The organism is Citrobacter sp. R-1.5.2, assembly GCF_035064245.1.
In the GTDB taxonomy this organism is placed as follows: domain Bacteria; phylum Pseudomonadota; class Gammaproteobacteria; order Enterobacterales; family Enterobacteriaceae; genus Citrobacter.
This window is the reverse complement of record NZ_JASEYC010000013.1, coordinates 96,026-111,492: the sequence shown is the minus strand read 5'-3', so window position 1 is coordinate 111,492 and position 15,467 is coordinate 96,026. Positions and strand designations below refer to the sequence as shown.

At 53.2% G+C, this 15,467-nt stretch carries 17 protein-coding genes; 4 read left to right on the top strand and 13 right to left on the bottom strand.

Annotated features, from left to right (window positions below):
* Positions 1-65: 65 nt before the first annotated feature.
* The 11 genes from sseB to trmJ all read right to left on the bottom strand — a co-directional run bounded on the left by sseB (position 66) and on the right by trmJ (position 8,868).
* Positions 66-842 carry an enhanced serine sensitivity protein SseB gene (gene sseB / locus QMN38_RS20245; protein ID WP_323605818.1) on the bottom strand — a complete coding sequence of 259 codons (777 nt, stop codon included), beginning with the start codon at positions 840-842 and terminating at the stop codon, positions 66-68.
* A gap of 93 nt (positions 843-935) precedes the next feature.
* A complete protein-coding gene (pepB, locus tag QMN38_RS20240; RefSeq protein WP_271440691.1) occupies positions 936-2,219 on the bottom strand; it encodes an aminopeptidase PepB in 1,284 nt (427 codons plus the stop codon).
* Positions 2,220-2,280: 61 nt separating this feature from the next.
* Positions 2,281-2,481 (bottom strand): Fe-S cluster assembly protein IscX, encoded by a 201-nt coding sequence (gene iscX, locus QMN38_RS20235; RefSeq protein WP_003037694.1) that lies wholly within the window; start codon positions 2,479-2,481, stop codon positions 2,281-2,283.
* A gap of 11 nt (positions 2,482-2,492) precedes the next feature.
* Positions 2,493-2,828 (bottom strand): ISC system 2Fe-2S type ferredoxin, encoded by a 336-nt coding sequence (fdx, locus tag QMN38_RS20230; protein ID WP_003037690.1) that lies wholly within the window; start codon positions 2,826-2,828, stop codon positions 2,493-2,495.
* A gap of 1 nt (position 2,829) precedes the next feature.
* A complete protein-coding gene (hscA, locus tag QMN38_RS20225) occupies positions 2,830-4,680 on the bottom strand; it encodes a Fe-S protein assembly chaperone HscA (RefSeq protein WP_323605813.1) in 1,851 nt (616 codons plus the stop codon).
* Between the two features lie 15 nt (positions 4,681-4,695).
* Complete coding sequence (gene hscB, locus QMN38_RS20220; protein WP_271440689.1) at positions 4,696-5,211, bottom strand: co-chaperone HscB; 516 nt, start codon at positions 5,209-5,211, stop codon at positions 4,696-4,698.
* Between the two features lie 108 nt (positions 5,212-5,319).
* On the bottom strand, positions 5,320-5,643 hold the full coding sequence (gene iscA / locus QMN38_RS20215; RefSeq protein ID WP_003835203.1) for an iron-sulfur cluster assembly protein IscA: 324 nt from the start codon (positions 5,641-5,643) through the stop codon (positions 5,320-5,322).
* 20 nt (positions 5,644-5,663) lie between these two features.
* Positions 5,664-6,050 carry a Fe-S cluster assembly scaffold IscU gene (iscU, locus tag QMN38_RS20210; RefSeq protein WP_002913991.1) on the bottom strand — a complete coding sequence of 129 codons (387 nt, stop codon included), beginning with the start codon at positions 6,048-6,050 and terminating at the stop codon, positions 5,664-5,666.
* A 25-nt stretch (positions 6,051-6,075) separates the two neighbouring features.
* The gene (gene iscS / locus QMN38_RS20205; RefSeq protein WP_271440688.1) at positions 6,076-7,290 is read right to left on the bottom strand and encodes a cysteine desulfurase; all 1,215 of its coding nucleotides are present in this window, start codon (positions 7,288-7,290) and stop codon (positions 6,076-6,078) included.
* A 112-nt stretch (positions 7,291-7,402) separates the two neighbouring features.
* Positions 7,403-7,894 carry a Fe-S cluster assembly transcriptional regulator IscR gene (iscR, locus tag QMN38_RS20200; RefSeq protein WP_323605811.1) on the bottom strand — a complete coding sequence of 164 codons (492 nt, stop codon included), beginning with the start codon at positions 7,892-7,894 and terminating at the stop codon, positions 7,403-7,405.
* A gap of 242 nt (positions 7,895-8,136) precedes the next feature.
* Positions 8,137-8,868 (bottom strand): tRNA (cytosine(32)/uridine(32)-2'-O)-methyltransferase TrmJ, encoded by a 732-nt coding sequence (trmJ, locus tag QMN38_RS20195; protein WP_137384805.1) that lies wholly within the window; start codon positions 8,866-8,868, stop codon positions 8,137-8,139.
* A gap of 118 nt (positions 8,869-8,986) precedes the next feature.
* Here trmJ and suhB point away from each other — a divergent pair, with 118 nt between their 5' ends.
* Positions 8,987-9,790, top strand: coding sequence for an inositol-1-monophosphatase (gene suhB, locus QMN38_RS20190; RefSeq protein ID WP_003835237.1), 804 nt, complete (start codon positions 8,987-8,989; stop codon positions 9,788-9,790).
* A gap of 70 nt (positions 9,791-9,860) precedes the next feature.
* Here the strand turns inward: suhB and QMN38_RS20185 are convergent, their stop codons facing one another.
* Both QMN38_RS20185 and QMN38_RS20180 read right to left on the bottom strand, forming a co-directional pair.
* Positions 9,861-10,841: a nickel/cobalt transporter gene (locus QMN38_RS20185; protein WP_323605810.1), complete on the bottom strand. Its 981-nt coding sequence runs from the start codon at positions 10,839-10,841 to the stop codon at positions 9,861-9,863.
* Entirely contained in the window at positions 10,832-11,470 is a 639-nt protein-coding gene (locus tag QMN38_RS20180) for a DUF1007 family protein (protein ID WP_271457603.1), read from the bottom strand. The genes QMN38_RS20185 and QMN38_RS20180 overlap by 10 nt, the downstream gene beginning before the upstream one ends.
* Positions 11,471-11,887: 417 nt before the next feature.
* Here QMN38_RS20180 and QMN38_RS20175 point away from each other — a divergent pair, with 417 nt between their 5' ends.
* The 3 genes from QMN38_RS20175 to QMN38_RS20165 all read left to right on the top strand — a co-directional run bounded on the left by QMN38_RS20175 (position 11,888) and on the right by QMN38_RS20165 (position 15,467).
* Positions 11,888-12,871 carry an autoinducer 2 ABC transporter substrate-binding protein gene (locus QMN38_RS20175; RefSeq protein WP_006683457.1) on the top strand — a complete coding sequence of 328 codons (984 nt, stop codon included), beginning with the start codon at positions 11,888-11,890 and terminating at the stop codon, positions 12,869-12,871.
* A 105-nt stretch (positions 12,872-12,976) separates the two neighbouring features.
* Complete coding sequence (locus QMN38_RS20170) at positions 12,977-14,485, top strand: sugar ABC transporter ATP-binding protein (RefSeq protein WP_323605809.1); 1,509 nt, start codon at positions 12,977-12,979, stop codon at positions 14,483-14,485.
* Positions 14,478-15,467, top strand: a complete 990-nt coding sequence (locus QMN38_RS20165) for an ABC transporter permease (protein ID WP_271448621.1) — start codon at positions 14,478-14,480, stop codon at positions 15,465-15,467. Before QMN38_RS20170 ends, QMN38_RS20165 begins: the two co-directional genes overlap by 8 nt.

Here is a 15,467-nt window from a genome sequence, read left to right as displayed (position 1 = left end):
GGCCTACAAAATAGCGCACATCCCAGGCCGGGTAAGACGTATACGTCGCCACCCGGCCTGGTCTTTTAGATAATCCGATTCTGCTTAAAGTCGCGCAGGAAACCGCCCCAGCGGCGTTCATAGAACGGTGCAATGTGCTCGGTAATAAAGTGGCTGACGCCCTTCTCACCTTTCTTCACCTGGCAAATATCAATGGGTTCATCGCCCGGTAACGTGTCAGTTGCAACGCTGCCAGTAGCATGAATAATCTCTTCGATATCGCCATCGGCTTCAATACCAATCAACAGGTTCGGCTGAGCATCCGCGCTCTCTTTAATTGAGCAGAGAAATGCACGCTTCACCGGTTTAATGGTTTTAAACAGTGTGGTCAACGAGTCAATCATCTGTGCGGGCGGTTCGGCAACTTCGGAGAGAATTAGCGATTCACCGCCTTCCAGTACTTCCTGGGTACTCAGAGGGTTGCCTTCTTCCCCCATCAGCAGACTGATTTCGCGTGGCATAAACTCTTTGCCCGTTGGCAGCTTAGCATTGAGAAACAGTGTTTCGCCGAGCGTCATTTCAAACAATGTGCGCACCGGCATAACGACGAACGCTTGTTCATCTTCCACGGCCTGTTGTAAAGCTTCCAGAGAGGTGAAGAACGGAATCACCGTCGTGCCGTCTTCTTTTTCCCAGTGCTGCAGATCCAGCGCACTGTCTTCTACGACCGCCTCACCTTCTGCGGCAGTACCCGGTACCCAGACAGTAGACTCCAGCAGCGTGCGGAAAAAGGCCGGACGGTGCGCTGGCTCTGTCGCTGCTTGTTCCAGCAACGTTTCTAATTCGTTTTTTGTTTCAAACATAGGATCACAATAGAGATGCATGTAGGGCGGGCAAGCGAAGCGCCCCCGCCGTTATCTTGCCGGATAGCGCTAACGCTTATCCGGCCTACATAATTAAGCGGTTAACAAGTTCGCAATTGTGCGCACACCCAGACCAGTTGCGCCAGCAGACCACTGCTCAACCGGCGCTTTGCGATAAGTTGCAGAACAGTCGATGTGCAGCCAGCCTTGCTGGTAGTTTTCCACGAAATGGGACAGGAAGCCCGCCGCAGTGCTTGCGCCAGCCGGGTAGGCCGCGCTGCCGGTGTTATTCAACTCGGCAAAGTTAGACGGCAGCTGGTTACGGTGGAATTCCGCCAGGGGCAGACGCCAGAACAACTCATTTTCTTGTGCAGCACTTGCCAGCAGGCGAGCAGCCAGTTGGTCATCAAAGCTGAACAGCGCGTGGTAATCATTACCCAGTGCTGTTTTCGCGGCACCTGTCAGCGTGGCAGCATCAATAATCAGCTCCGGTTTCTGCGCACTGGCGTCAATCAGGCCATCCGCCAGAACCAAACGACCTTCTGCATCGGTGTTCATCACCTCAACGTTTTTACCGTTGCGATAGTGAATAATATCGCCCAGTTTAAAGGCATTACCGCTAATCAGGTTATCCGCACAGCACAGATACAGTTTCACGCGCTTGTTCAGCCCGCGAGTAATAGCAAATGCCAGTGCGCCAGTTACGGTTGCCGCACCGCCCATATCGGACTTCATTGAATCCATAAATGCGCTTTGTTTGATGCTGTAACCACCTGAGTCAAAGGTGATGCCTTTGCCGACCAGACACGCATAAACCGGCGCTTCTTTATCGCCAGTTGGGTTGTAGTCCAGCGCCAGCAGCACCGGCGGACGTTCAGAACCGCGTCCCACCGTATGCAGTCCCATGTAGTTCTGCTCACGCAGATCTTCACCTTTTGTGATGCGGTAAGAGACGTTATCGCACGCGACAGAGCACAGCAGATCAACCGCGCGCTGCGCCAGCTGTTCCGGGCCGAGTTCTTCCGCCGGGGCATTGATGGTGTCACGCACCCAGTCGATAATTTTCAGACGGTTATCCAGCTCTTTGCGCTGTGCCTCGTCCAAAGCAGCCCACTCAACTTTGCGGCTGCCTTTCGGCCCTTTATAGCCCTGCCAGAATGCCCAGCTGCGCTCGGTATCCCAGCCTTCACCGTCCAGTTGAACGTGTTTAATCCCCAGACCGTCAATTTTACGCGCGGCACGCTGGATAAGGCCCAGATCATCTTTTCCGTTCAGGTGCAGGGTAATACCGTCATTATTGATACTGTATGTTGCTTTTTCACCCCAGCGGGCATCGGCAGGTTGCGTGGAAAGCGTAATTTTCATGGCTTCTGTCATTTTATTTATCCTTATTTTCGCGCATACAGGAAAACGGGCCACCCGTGGGCAGCCCGTTGACTTATTCGGCTTCGTCCAGCCAGACCAGCAAAATGGCCTCAAGGATTTTTTCGTTCGATGCCTGTGGATCATCATCGAACTCTTCCAGGTCACAGATCCATTGGTGCAGATCGGTGAAACGAACGGTCTTGGGATCGAGATCGGGGAACGCGTCGTACAACGCCTCACCGATTTCGCGGCTATCGGTCCACTTCAGTCCCATACTACCCTCTGTTAATGCTCACGTGCATGATTGATTGTGTAACGTGGGATTTCGACCACTAAATCGTCCTCAGTGACCCGCGCCTGACAGCTCAAACGGCTCTCCGGCTCCAGACCCCAGGCTTTATCCAGCATGTCGTCTTCTTCTTCTGTGCTTTCCGGCAAAGAATCAAAACCTTCACGTACGATGCAGTGACAGGTCGTACAGGCACAGGATTTCTCACAGGCGTGTTCAATCTCGATGCCGTTACGCAGGGCAACGTCGAGAATCGTTTCGCCAGTCTCAGCTTCCAGAACGGCACCATCGGGACAGAGATCCTGATGAGGCAAAATAACAATCTTTGGCATATTAAACCTCGTCCACAGAATGGCCTTTCAGCGCGCTACGGACAGATTTGTCCATGCGGCGAGCGGCGAAATCCTGGGTTTGTTTGTCTACGTTTTTAATGGCTTGTTCTATCGCGTCAACATCGTCGCCCTGTGCAACCTCGCTCAAATGCGCGGCGGCGGCGTCGATAATCTGACGTTCTGCGGCGCTTAACAGCGCGGCATCAGCAGCGAGCGCACCGAACAGGCTTTCCAGTACACGTGCTGCTTCGACTTTTTGTTCTGCCAGCATACGCGCTTTTACATCCTGCTCGGCAAAACTCATCGAATCCTGAATCATAGAGGCGATTTCGCTGTCCGTCAGACCGTAGGACGGTTTGACCTGGATGGAGGATTCAACGCCGGTGGATTTCTCCATGGCGGTCACACTCAACAGGCCATCAGCATCCACCTGGAAGGTCACGCGGATATGCGCCCCACCCGCAGGTAGTGCCGGGATGCCGCGCAGTGCAAAACGTGCCAGCGAACGGCAGTCCTGCACCAGCTCACGCTCGCCCTGCATCACGTGAATCGACATCGCCGTTTGCCCGTCTTTAAAGGTGGTAAAGTCTTGTGCCCGTGCCACCGGAATCGTGGTGTTACGCGGAATCACTTTCTCCACCAGACCGCCCATGGTTTCCAGTCCCAGGGACAGCGGGATAACGTCCAGCAACAGCATTTCGCTGTCCGGTTTATTGCCAACCAGAATATCGGCCTGAATAGCCGCGCCGATGGCAACGACTTTATCCGGATCAATCGAGGTCAGCGGCGTACGGCCAAAGAATTCGCCGACGCGTTCACGCACCAGCGGCACGCGCGTTGAACCACCAACCATCACCACTTCCAGAACGTCTTGCGCCTCAACGCCAGCATCTTTCAGTGCGCGGCGGCAAGCCAGCAGCGTGCGCTTAACCAGTGCGGAAATCAGTTCATTAAAGGTTTCACGGGTGATTTCACCCTGCCATCCCGCCACGTTAACGGTGACAGAGTCCGCATCGCTGAGCGCGATTTTAGCGGCAATCGCGGCATCCAACAGTTCACGCTGTATGCGGTTGTCGCTGCGATCGGCAACGCCCGCCTGCTCACGGATGTAGTCGGCCAGCAGATGGTCAAAATCGTCGCCACCGAGTGCGGAATCACCACCGGTCGCCAGCACTTCAAACACGCCACGGCTCAGGCGCAGAATAGAAATATCAAACGTACCGCCGCCAAGGTCATAAACGGCAATGACACCTTCCTGACCTGAATCCAGGCCATAGGCAATCGCGGCAGCGGTCGGTTCATTCAGCAGACGCAGTACATGCAGGCCCGCCAGACGCGCAGCATCTTTCGTGCCCTGACGCTGAGCATCATCAAAGTAGGCCGGAACGGTGATCACCACGCCATCCAGTTCGCCGGACAGCGCTTCGGTTGCCCGCGCGGCTAGCGCTTTCAGAATGTCAGCAGAGACGCGTACTGGATTGAGTAAGCCAGCAGCAGTTTCAATCATCGGCAGACCGTTCTCACTCGCCTGGAACGTATAAGGCAAATGCGGGTAGCGCGCCTGAATATCCGCCAGCGAGCGGCCCATCATGCGTTTTACCGAACTGACGGTATTTGCCGTATCCAGCGCCGCGTTAGCACGCGCATCGTAACCGACTGAGTAGCCCTGCTGCTGATAGTGAACCACTGACGGCAACAGGTGGCGACCGTCGTGGTCGGCCAACGTTTCGGCCTGGCCGCTGCGTACAGTTGCAACCAGGGAGTTGGTGGTGCCTAAATCGATGCCTACCGCCAGACGACGCTGGTGCGGCGCAGCGCTCAGACCAGGCTCACTAATTTGTAATAAGGCCATTTTCGCTTCCGGAAATTAAAAATCGAGCAGTTTTTCTTCGAGTTGTTCTGCACTGCTTCGCAGTTTATCGAGAAAACGCAGCTTACGCACGGTATCTGCCGCCGCGTCCCACGTCTCGCTATCCAGCTGTTCTACCATCAATTGATGGCGAACATTGTACATGTCGCTGACACGTTTCATAAACGCATCCAGTCGTTGACTGTCTTTTGCCTGTTCAATTTCGTCCAGCTCTTCACGCAGCTCCAACTGTTCCATCAGGAAAGCAGTGTCGCGCACCGTGTGCTGTTCACTTCTGATATCAAAACCGTGTAAAGACAGTAAGTATTCGGCGCGCATCAAGGGATGACGCAGCGTTTGCCAGGCCTGGTTGATAGTGGCGGACTGCGAAACTGCAGCAAGTTGTTCCGCCTGAGAACCGCTGGCGAATTTATCAGGATGATACTGACGTTGTAGATCCTGAAAACGTAGGCTCAGCGCCTGAGTATCGAGCTGATAACGGGCCGGTAAGCCAAAGAGGGTGAAGTAGTCCATAACATTCTCAGGGCATCGATTCTCTGTTGTTCGATGAGGCAAAACCAGAGAGTCAGGTAAAACAAACCCCACGCGCAGGCGACCACGGTGGGGTTATCAGTAAGCGCGTTACACGTGGAAGCTTTCGCCGCATCCACATTCGTCTTTCACGTTCGGGTTAGTGAACTTAAACCCTTCGTTCAGACCTTCTTTGACGAAGTCTAACTGCGTACCGTCGAGGAATTGCAGGCTCTTTCCGTCGATCACGACTTTTACGCCTTTGTCTTCAAACACGGTATCTTCAGCCGCCGGCTCGTCAACAAATTCCAGTACATAGGCCATACCTGAGCAGCCGGAGGTTCTCACGCCCAGACGCAGACCAAACCCTTTACCGCGGTTTGCCAGGAAGGTATTTACACGCGCTGCTGCACTGTCGCTTAAGGTAATCGACATAATAAAACCTCAACTCTTAATTATTTTGCTTCACGTTTGCTTTTGTAATCCGCAATCGCGGCTTTAATCGCGTCTTCAGCCAGAATAGAGCAGTGAATTTTCACCGGTGGCAGTTCAAGTTCGTCGGCAATATCGGTGTTTTTAATCGCCTGTGCTTCATCCAGAGATTTCCCTTTTACCCATTCGGTAACCAGAGAGCTGGAGGCAATAGCGGAACCGCAGCCGTAAGTCTTGAAACGCGCGTCTTCAATGATACCCTCATTGTTGACTTTGATCTGCAACTTCATCACGTCGCCACAGGCCGGTGCACCCACCATGCCGCTGCCCACGTTCTCGTCGCTGTTGTCAAAAGAACCCACGTTACGTGGATTCTCGTAATGATCGATTACTTTTTCGCTGTAAGCCATGATGAATTCTCCTTATCGGTACCGATTAGTGATGTGACCATTCAATGCTGTTCAGATCCACGCCCTGCTTGAACATTTCCCACAGCGGAGAAAGGTCGCGCAGACGGCCGATGGAGTTACGAACCAGATTGATGGCGTAGTCAATCTCTTCTTCGGTAGTGAAACGACCTAAAGAGAAACGAATTGAGCTATGTGCCAGCTCGTCAGTCATCCCCAGTGCACGCAGCACGTAGGAAGGTTCCAGGCTTGCAGAGGTACATGCAGAACCGGAAGATACCGCCAGATCTTTCAGCGCCATAATCAGCGACTCGCCTTCAACAAAGTTGAAGCTGACGTTGAGAATGTTCGGTGCGCCATGCTCGAGGTCACCATTGAGGTATACCTCTTCCATGTCTTTCACACCGTTCCACAGACGGTTACGCAGACCGCGCAGACGCGCCATCTCGGTTTCCATCTCTTCTTTGGCGATACGGTAAGCTTCACCCATACCGACAATTTGGTGAACAGGCAGCGTACCGGAGCGCATGCCGCGCTCGTGACCGCCGCCGTGCATCTGCGCTTCGATACGGATACGCGGTTTACGACGCACATACAGCGCGCCGATACCTTTCGGGCCATAGATTTTGTGGCCAGAGAAGGACATCAGGTCCACTTTCAGCTGGCTCAGGTCGATAGGCAGTTTACCTACACTCTGGGTTGCATCAACGTGATAGATGATGCCACGCGCGCGGCACATTTCGCCGATCGTCGCAATATCCTGTACCACGCCAATTTCGTTGTTCACGTGCATGATGGACACGAGGATGGTGTCATCACGCATCGCCGCTTCAAGTTCTTTCAGGTCGATAATGCCGTTACGCTGCGGGGCGAGGTAGGTGACTTCGAACCCTTCGCGCTCCAGCTGACGACAGGTGTCCAGCACGGCTTTGTGTTCGGTTTTGCTGGTGATGATGTGCTTGCCTTTTTTCTGATAAAAGTTGGCTGCACCTTTAATCGCCAGGTTATCGGATTCAGTCGCACCGGAAGTAAAGACGATTTCACGCGGGTCAGCGCCCACGAGGTCGGCAATCTGGTTGCGGGCGATATCTACCGCCTCTTCAGCCTGCCAGCCGAAACGGTGTGAACGAGACGCTGGGTTACCAAAGTTTCCGTCCAGGGTCAGACACTGCATCATTTTCTCGGCAACACGCGGGTCCACCGGCGTGGTTGCGGAGTAATCGAGATAGATCGGTAATTTCATTGCTCTATAAACTCCGTACATCGCTTCAATGCAAGGAATCAGGCAACCGGCTGGATGTACGACCGAGTTAACGGGGCGTCTGGCGTCCCGGCCTGATTCTAAAATACTTTTATTATGCGCGTAACTTAACGTCGATCGCGTCTTGAGCACGATTAGTGCGTGGAGCGTCATGCGTGTGCTGGCGACCAGACACATCGAGGACTTCCTGATTATTTACCAGTTCGTCCAACGTAATGTTATTGAGGAAACCGGTCAGGCGGTCGCTAAGATCGCGCCACAGCGCGTGGGTCAGGCACTTATCGCCGCCCTGACAACCGCCTTTACCCTGGCAACGGGTCGCATCTACAGACTCGTCAACAGCGCTAATAACTTCACCTACTGCGATGCTGCCTGCATCTTTACCCAGCAGATATCCGCCGCCTGGTCCGCGTACGCTGGAAACCAGACCGTTTTTACGCAAACGGGAGAACAACTGCTCCAGATACGACAGGGAAATGCCCTGACGCTCAGAAATATCAGCCAACGGTACCGGGCCCGTTTCGGAGTTGAGCGCAACGTCCAACATTGCGGTCACGGCATAACGCCCTTTTGATGTCAGTCTCATGTCTTACTTAGCCTCAAACTCGCCCCTGCCCGGGGTTTTTTATTGTAAAATGGGGGTATTGCATAGCAGGGGCAAGTCTGACATTCCCGACTAAATCAGTCAACTATTTACTTGACTAATTTAGTCAGGTATTTTGCGTTCCGTGCGGTATTCGTTTGCCGGATGGCGCTTCGCTTATCCGGCCGACAAATCGTGCGGCCTGTAGGCCGGATAAGCGAAGCGCCATCCGGCGTAAAGACAGGTTACTTCCCTTTATTCTGCTGTTCAATCGACGCTAAAATCCCGCGCAGAATATTCAGTTCCTGGCTCTCTGGACGTGCGCGAGTAAACAGACGACGCAGCTTGTTCATCACCTGCCCCGGATGGCCTTCACGGATAAACCCGGTCGACAGCAGTGTCTGTTCCAGATGACCGTAAAAACGCTCTAAATCGTCGACCAGTGGATACTGGGTTTCTTCATAGTCAGCTGCTTTACCGCTTTCCTGCGTTGCCAGCCAGGCCATGCGGACTTCATAAGAGATGACCTGAACCGCCATCGCCAGATTGAGCGAACTGTATTCCGGGTTCGCGGCAATAGCGACGTGATAATGGCATTTTTGCAGTTCTTCGTTAGTCAAACCAACGCGTTCACGACCAAAAACCAACGCCACCGGCGTATTTGCCGCTTCAGCAACGCTTTTTAAGCCACACTCACGCGGATCCAGCATCGGCCACGGCAACGTGCGGGAACGCGCGCTGGTTCCGACAACCAGGCTACAACCCGCCAGTGCTTCATCGAGCGTATCGACGATTTGCGCACTGCCAATCACATCACTGGCGCCAGCCGCCAGAGCGATAGCCTGGGAGTCCGGTTTTACTAATGGATTTACCAGCCACAGATTGGTTAAACCCATCGTTTTCATTGCGCGGGCAACAGAGCCCATGTTGCCAGTGTGAGACGTTTCCACCAGCACGATTCGAATATTTTGCAGCATTGTATTTCTTCGGCTAAAGATTATTCGCCCATATTATCATAAAACGAAGACATAATCCGAACTCGCTGCTATACTCTGCGCCGTTTTCCCGTTCTTTAACATCCAGTGAGAGAGACCGATGCATCCGATGCTGACCATCGCCGTGCGCGCAGCGCGCAAGGCGGGTAATGTAATTGCCAAACACTACGAAACCCCAGACTCTGTAGAAACCAGCCAGAAAGGCAGCAATGATTTCGTGACTAACGTCGATAAAGCCGCCGAAGCGATTATTATCGAAACGATCCGCAAATCTTACCCACAGCACACCATCATCACCGAAGAAAGCGGTGAACATGTTGGTGAAGATTTGGATGTTCAATGGGTTATCGATCCACTGGATGGCACCACCAACTTCGTAAAACGTCTGCCGCATTTCGCGGTATCTATCGCAGTACGCATCAAAGGTCGTACTGAAGTCGCTGTTGTTTACGATCCAATGCGTAACGAACTGTTCACTGCGACTCGTGGTCAGGGCGCACAGCTGAACGGCTACCGTCTGCGCGGCAGCACGGCTCGCGATCTGGATGGCACCATCATCGCCACCGGTTTCCCGTTCAAAGCGAAGCAGCACGCCGCTTCTTATATGAAAATCCTCGGCAACATGTTCACCGAATGCGCGGACTTCCGTCGCACGGGTTCTGCTGCGCTGGATCTGGCATACGTTGCCGCTGCACGCGTTGATGGTTATTTTGAAATTGGCCTGCGCCCGTGGGATTTTGCCGCAGGTGAACTGATTGCCCGTGAAGCTGGCGCACTGGTATGCGACTTTACCGGTGGTCATAACTACATGGCGACTGGCAACATTGTTGCTGGTAACCCGCGCGTCGTTAAAGCCATGCTGGCTAACATGCGTGACGAACTGAGCGATGCGCTGAAGCGTTAATCTGCTGTGGTGCCGGATGCGACGCTTTCGCGTCTTATCCGGCCTACAATTCATACTATACCGTTCTAACCTAAAACGGTCTTATCCCCCGCCCCACCGGCACCGCACTCATCCACATCACCACCGCAGCGGCAATCAGCACCATGCCTCCGGCTACTGCCAGCGTTGTCCAGCCAATCTGCCGCCACAGTACCGGCGCGTTATTGCCACTGACTTTCACCGCCAGCGAGCGGAAACTGTGCACCAGTAAAGCTAAAGATGTGATCGTCAGTGACGTTCCAGCCGCCATGGCCAGCGCCGATGCCATCCCCCAGTTAAACACGCCAACCACTTTGCTAAACAGCAGCACCATGATGGCTCCGGAGCACGGGCGCATGCCCATAGACAGAATTATCATCAGTCGCGCACGCCAGTCATCCCCGTGTTGTATCTGCTCAGGGTCTGGCAAATGTTGATGCCCACAACCACAGCCATCATGATGGATATGCTGCGGCGCAAAAGCGGTAAACGTCGGGCGACGCAGCAACTGGCGCAGCTTTCTCAGCGCACGAACGCACAGCAGCACCCCCAACACCCCCACCAACGCATAACTTCCTTTCTCCAGCCAGAAACTGCTCATATGCAATTGCCGGGCCGGTAGCTGCAGTACCGTAAGCACCACTATCACCAGCCCAATTGCGACCAGTCCCTGTAACAACGAAGACGCCAGCGTCAGCCCGATACTCGACTTCAACTTCGACGGATGGGTCGCAAGCCAGGTGGTAATAACAATTTTCCCGTGTCCCGGCCCCAGCGCGTGTAGTACCCCATACAGGAAACTAAACAGCAGCAGCGATCCCCCGGCCCGGGTCGGATTAGCAGCAACCGCTTTGAGCAACCCACTCATCTGCTGATTAACATCCCGCTGCCAGACAATACTTTTCACCATGACCTGCGGCCAGATCTGCCATAGCCACAGTATGCCGCCCGTCGCCAGTAGCAAAAACAGCGCCAGCGGCCATAGGCTAAGCCAACGACGTCTGACCGTGTGTGGTCGATAAATTACTGACATTGTAACGTCACCGTCTGTGCAAACTGTTTACCTAATTCCATATCCTCCGGTGGTGCATCTTCTTTATCCAGCGACTGTGCAAAACTCAGCGTTTGTTCATTCGGTGTCGGCGTATGCACGGAAATCCGGCATTGCTGGCGTAGGGGCTGTGCCAGAGAGGCATCACTGTCTTTGTCATAGCTCATATCGACGTAGTAGGTCGGATCGAACGTTGAAATACTATATTTTTGTCCGTTCAACGGCTGCGGCTCTGCCAACGGCAGCACAAATGTCAGCACCGCCTGATGATCCTCACGTTCCATACCATATTCCGTCGGCCGATTTTTAAACTTTACCTTTTGTCCCGCATGCCACACTTCAGTGAAATAGTGCTGCCCAAGGACGTTGGCCATCACTTCTGCCGCCAGTTTTTTCCAGATCTCATCACCCGGTTTGGCATTCCCCGCATCATAAAGCAGATCAGCCGAGGTGATTTCATCCATCGTCCAGCGCATTTTCAGCGCTACAAACTGGTTATTTTCACTCACTATCTCAGTTTTCAGATGGATAAAACTGTGGGGATGCGCACCGACATTAAAAGACAGGATAGCCAGGATCAACGTGACAATGATGCGTTGAACGCGTTGCATGAGTTCTCCACGGTAACAATACAGGCCGCCACAATGATAACGTCCTGGGCGAAAAGAGTGGTGAGCATATCATCGAACGGAAAAATGTTGAGCACCCTTTTCCGGTATCGATTCAGTTCTCAATTTCGACATTTTATTATTTTCCCGTCACCGTAAAAACGACGATCCATGGCTTCAATTTACGTCAAATGATGCATAGATGTTAATTATAAGTTTCATATTAATGAATTATTAACAAATATAGCGTCAGATAAAATCCAAATCTCATCAAATTTAACCAAAAATTAACTTAAAATTCTCCAATAATTAACAAAAATAGGCATAGATCACATTAATCAAACTTATGATTCATTCCCTCTTCCATTCGTTGTTAACTTCACGCCGTAACATGCCCTGCCCCCTACTAAAGGTACAACTATGAAATTCAAACTCGCATTACTCAGTGCAACCCTGGTTTCTGCATGCATGTTGTCCGGCACGTCGTTTGCGGCGGAAAAATATGAAATTGCTGTGGTTGCCAAAGTCACCGGTATTCCGTGGTTTAACCGAATGGAAACCGGCGTGAATGAAGCAGCAAAAAAACTCGATGTAAATGCTTACCAGACCGGCCCGTCAACACCGGATCCGGCTCAGCAGGTAAAAGTCATTGAGGATCTGATCGCTAAAAACGTGAATGCGATCATCGTGGTTCCTAACGATGCCAAAGTCCTCGAACCTGTACTGAAAAAAGCACGCGATAAAGGCATCGTGGTCCTGACGCACGAATCTCCGGACGAGCACATCGGCCAGTGGGATATCGAAACGATTGATAGTGAAAAATACGCGCAGGCCAACGTCGATGAACTGGCGAAAAATATGGGCGGCAAAGGGGGATATGCTATCTATGTAGGTTCGCTGACCGTGCCGTTGCATAACGCATGGGCTGATTATGCAATTAAGTACCAGAAAGAAAAATATCCGGAGATGTTCGAAGTCACCTCCCGTTTACCCGTCGCGGAAAGCATCGATAAGTCCTATGCCACCACGCTGGATCTGATGAAAACTTACCCGCAGATGAAAGGCATTATCGGTTTCGGCTCACTGGGTCCTATCGGTGCAGGCCAGGCCGTTCAGAAAAAACGCGCCAAGGATAAAATCGCCGTCGTCGGTATCGCAATGCCGGCACAAGCAGCGCCTTACCTGATGCGTGGCGACATCAAAAAAGCGCTGCTGTGGGATCCGAAAGACGCGGGCTACGCGCTGGTAACGGTTGCCGATCAGCTGCTGCAGGGCAAAGAAGTCAACGCCGATTTGAGTATCGATGGTTTAGGGAAAGCCGATATCGACACGGAGAAGAAAGTGATCCGCTTTAACAAGATCCTCGAAGTCACCAAAGACAACGCACAATCACTCGGTTTCTAAGGCCTTAGCCAACACCAGGGAACCTTAACGCCGACCGTCTGGTCGGCGCTATCTACCAAACTAACACTCAGCGTCCCCCCCCGGACGCTCGCAGGGGTATTGTCCATGACAGACACCACCGCATTTATCACTCTTGAGAATATCAGCAAACAATTCCCGGGCGTGCTGGCGCTGGATAAGGTGAATTTAACGCTGAAAAAAGGCGAAGTTCACTGTCTGGCGGGTCAAAACGGTTGTGGTAAAAGCACCATTATTAAAGTGATCTCCGGGGTCTATAGCCCTGAAAAAGGCGCACAAATTTCACTCGATGGTAAATTGTTCCATCACCTGACACCGCAACTCTCTTCCCACTATGGTATTCAGGTTATTTATCAGGATTTGTCGTTGTTTCCCAATTTTAGCGTCGCGGAAAACATCGCGGTCAACCGCTATCTGCCCGGCGGCGATATCTGGGTACGGCGTGGTGCCATGAAGCAGCAGGCGCTGGCAGCCATGAAGCGCATCGGCGTGAACATCGATCCCGATAAAAAAGTTGAAAAACTCTCGATTGCCGACCGACAACTGGTTGCTATTTGCCGGGCAATCGCCGCCGATGCCCGACTGGTCATTATGGATGAACCCACCGCCTCTCTGACCCGCCAGGAAGTTAACGGTTTGCTGCGAGTGGTCAACGAACTGAAGGCTGCCGGAATTTGCGTGGTGTTTGTCAGCCATCGTCTGGATGAGGTGATGGAAGTGGCGGACCGAATTAGCGTGATGCGCGACGGTAAACTGGTGGGGACATTCCCGGCCAGCGAACTCGACAGCCACGAACTGGCCTTCCTGATGACCGGACAACGCTTCCACTACAGCCCACTGCCACAAAGGCCAGCCATTGAGCAGGAACCGCTGCTGGAGCTGCGCAATCTCAGCCGTCGGGGCAAATACCAGAACATTAATCTGTCGCTGCACGGCGGCGAGATAGTTTCCATTGTGGGTCTGCTGGGAGCCGGACGTACCGAGCTCTGTCTGAGCCTGTTCGGCATGACGCATCCTGAAAGCGGTGAAATCCGCATTAACGGCCAGCCGGTTACTCTGCGCAATAACCACGATGCCATTAAGCACGGAATCGGCTACGTCTCTGAAGATCGCCTGACGCAGGGGCTTATCATGGAGCAGTCGATCTATGACAACACCATCGTCACGGTATTTGACCAACTGCACACCCGCAGCGGCTTGCTCGATCATCGCAAAGCGCAAAAGCTGGTCGCTGACCTGATCCGCGAGCTGAACATTAAGGTCTCCGATCCACATCTGCCGGTTAAAACACTTTCTGGTGGGAATGCCCAACGTATCGCCATTGCTAAATGGGTGGCGACCAATCCGCGCATCCTGATCCTCGACTCGCCTACCGTTGGCGTGGACATTGCCAACAAAGAAGGCATTTATCAGATAGCCCGCGACCTGGCGGAACAGGGGATGGCGGTACTGATGATTTGCGATGAAATTCCGGAAGCGTATTACAACAGCCATCGCGTGTTGGTGATGCGCCGCGGCAAGCTGGTAGCGGAATTTAACCCCCATCACTGTCGTGAAGAGGAGATTGCTGAAGTGGTCGAGGTCATCAATGAATAGTCTGCGTTTCTCCCGTTTAATCGGGCAACATGAGTTCTGGCTGGGGCTTCTGGTCGTGGCGCTTGCCGTCGGGCTGAGCATCAGCACCGATGAGTTTTTGTCGCTGGGGAACCTGACGGATGTGGCCACCAGCTACGCGATTCTTGGCATCCTTGCCTGCGGTCTGTTTGTGGTACTGATTTCCGGCGGAATCGACATCTCCTTCCCGGCGATGACCGCCATTGCCCAATACGCGATGGCCAGTTGGGTGATCGGCCACGGCGGCAACTTCGCACTGGCGCTGGCGATTGCGGTTGCAGTGGGTCTGCTGCTCGGACTCATCAACGGTTTCCTGGTCTACTGGCTGCGCGTTCCGGCGATCATCATTACTATCGCCACATTGAACGTTTATTACGGCCTGCTGGTTTACACCACTAAAGGCACCTGGCTGTATGGCTTCCCCGACTGGTTTATGAACGGCATTAACTGGTTCTCGTTCACCGCAGCGGACGGTTACGACTACGGTTTGACCCTGCCCTTGCTGTGTCTGGCTGCGGTGATCATCTTTACCGCCGTACTGATGAACTATACCCGTCTTGGCCGTCAGGTATACGCCATGGGCGGCAACCGTGATGCGGCCTCGCGTCTGGGACTGAACCTGCTGAAACTGCATTTCTACGTCTATGGCTACATGGGCATTCTGGCGGGCGTTGCCGCCGTGGTGCAGGCACAAATCACTCAGTCTGTGGCTCCCAATTCACTGCTTGGTTTTGAGTTGACGGTGCTGGCGGCGGTGGTGCTCGGCGGAACCAGTATGAGCGGCGGACGCGGTACGTTGACCGGAACCCTGCTCGGCGTGGTCCTGCTGGCCTTCTTACAAAACGGCCTGACGCTGCTCAGCGTCTCCTCTTACTGGCATACCGTGTTCAGCGGCGCCATTATCCTGGTCAGCATCAGCGCCACGGCCTGGAACGAAAAACGCAAACTGGCAAGGGAGCTTTGA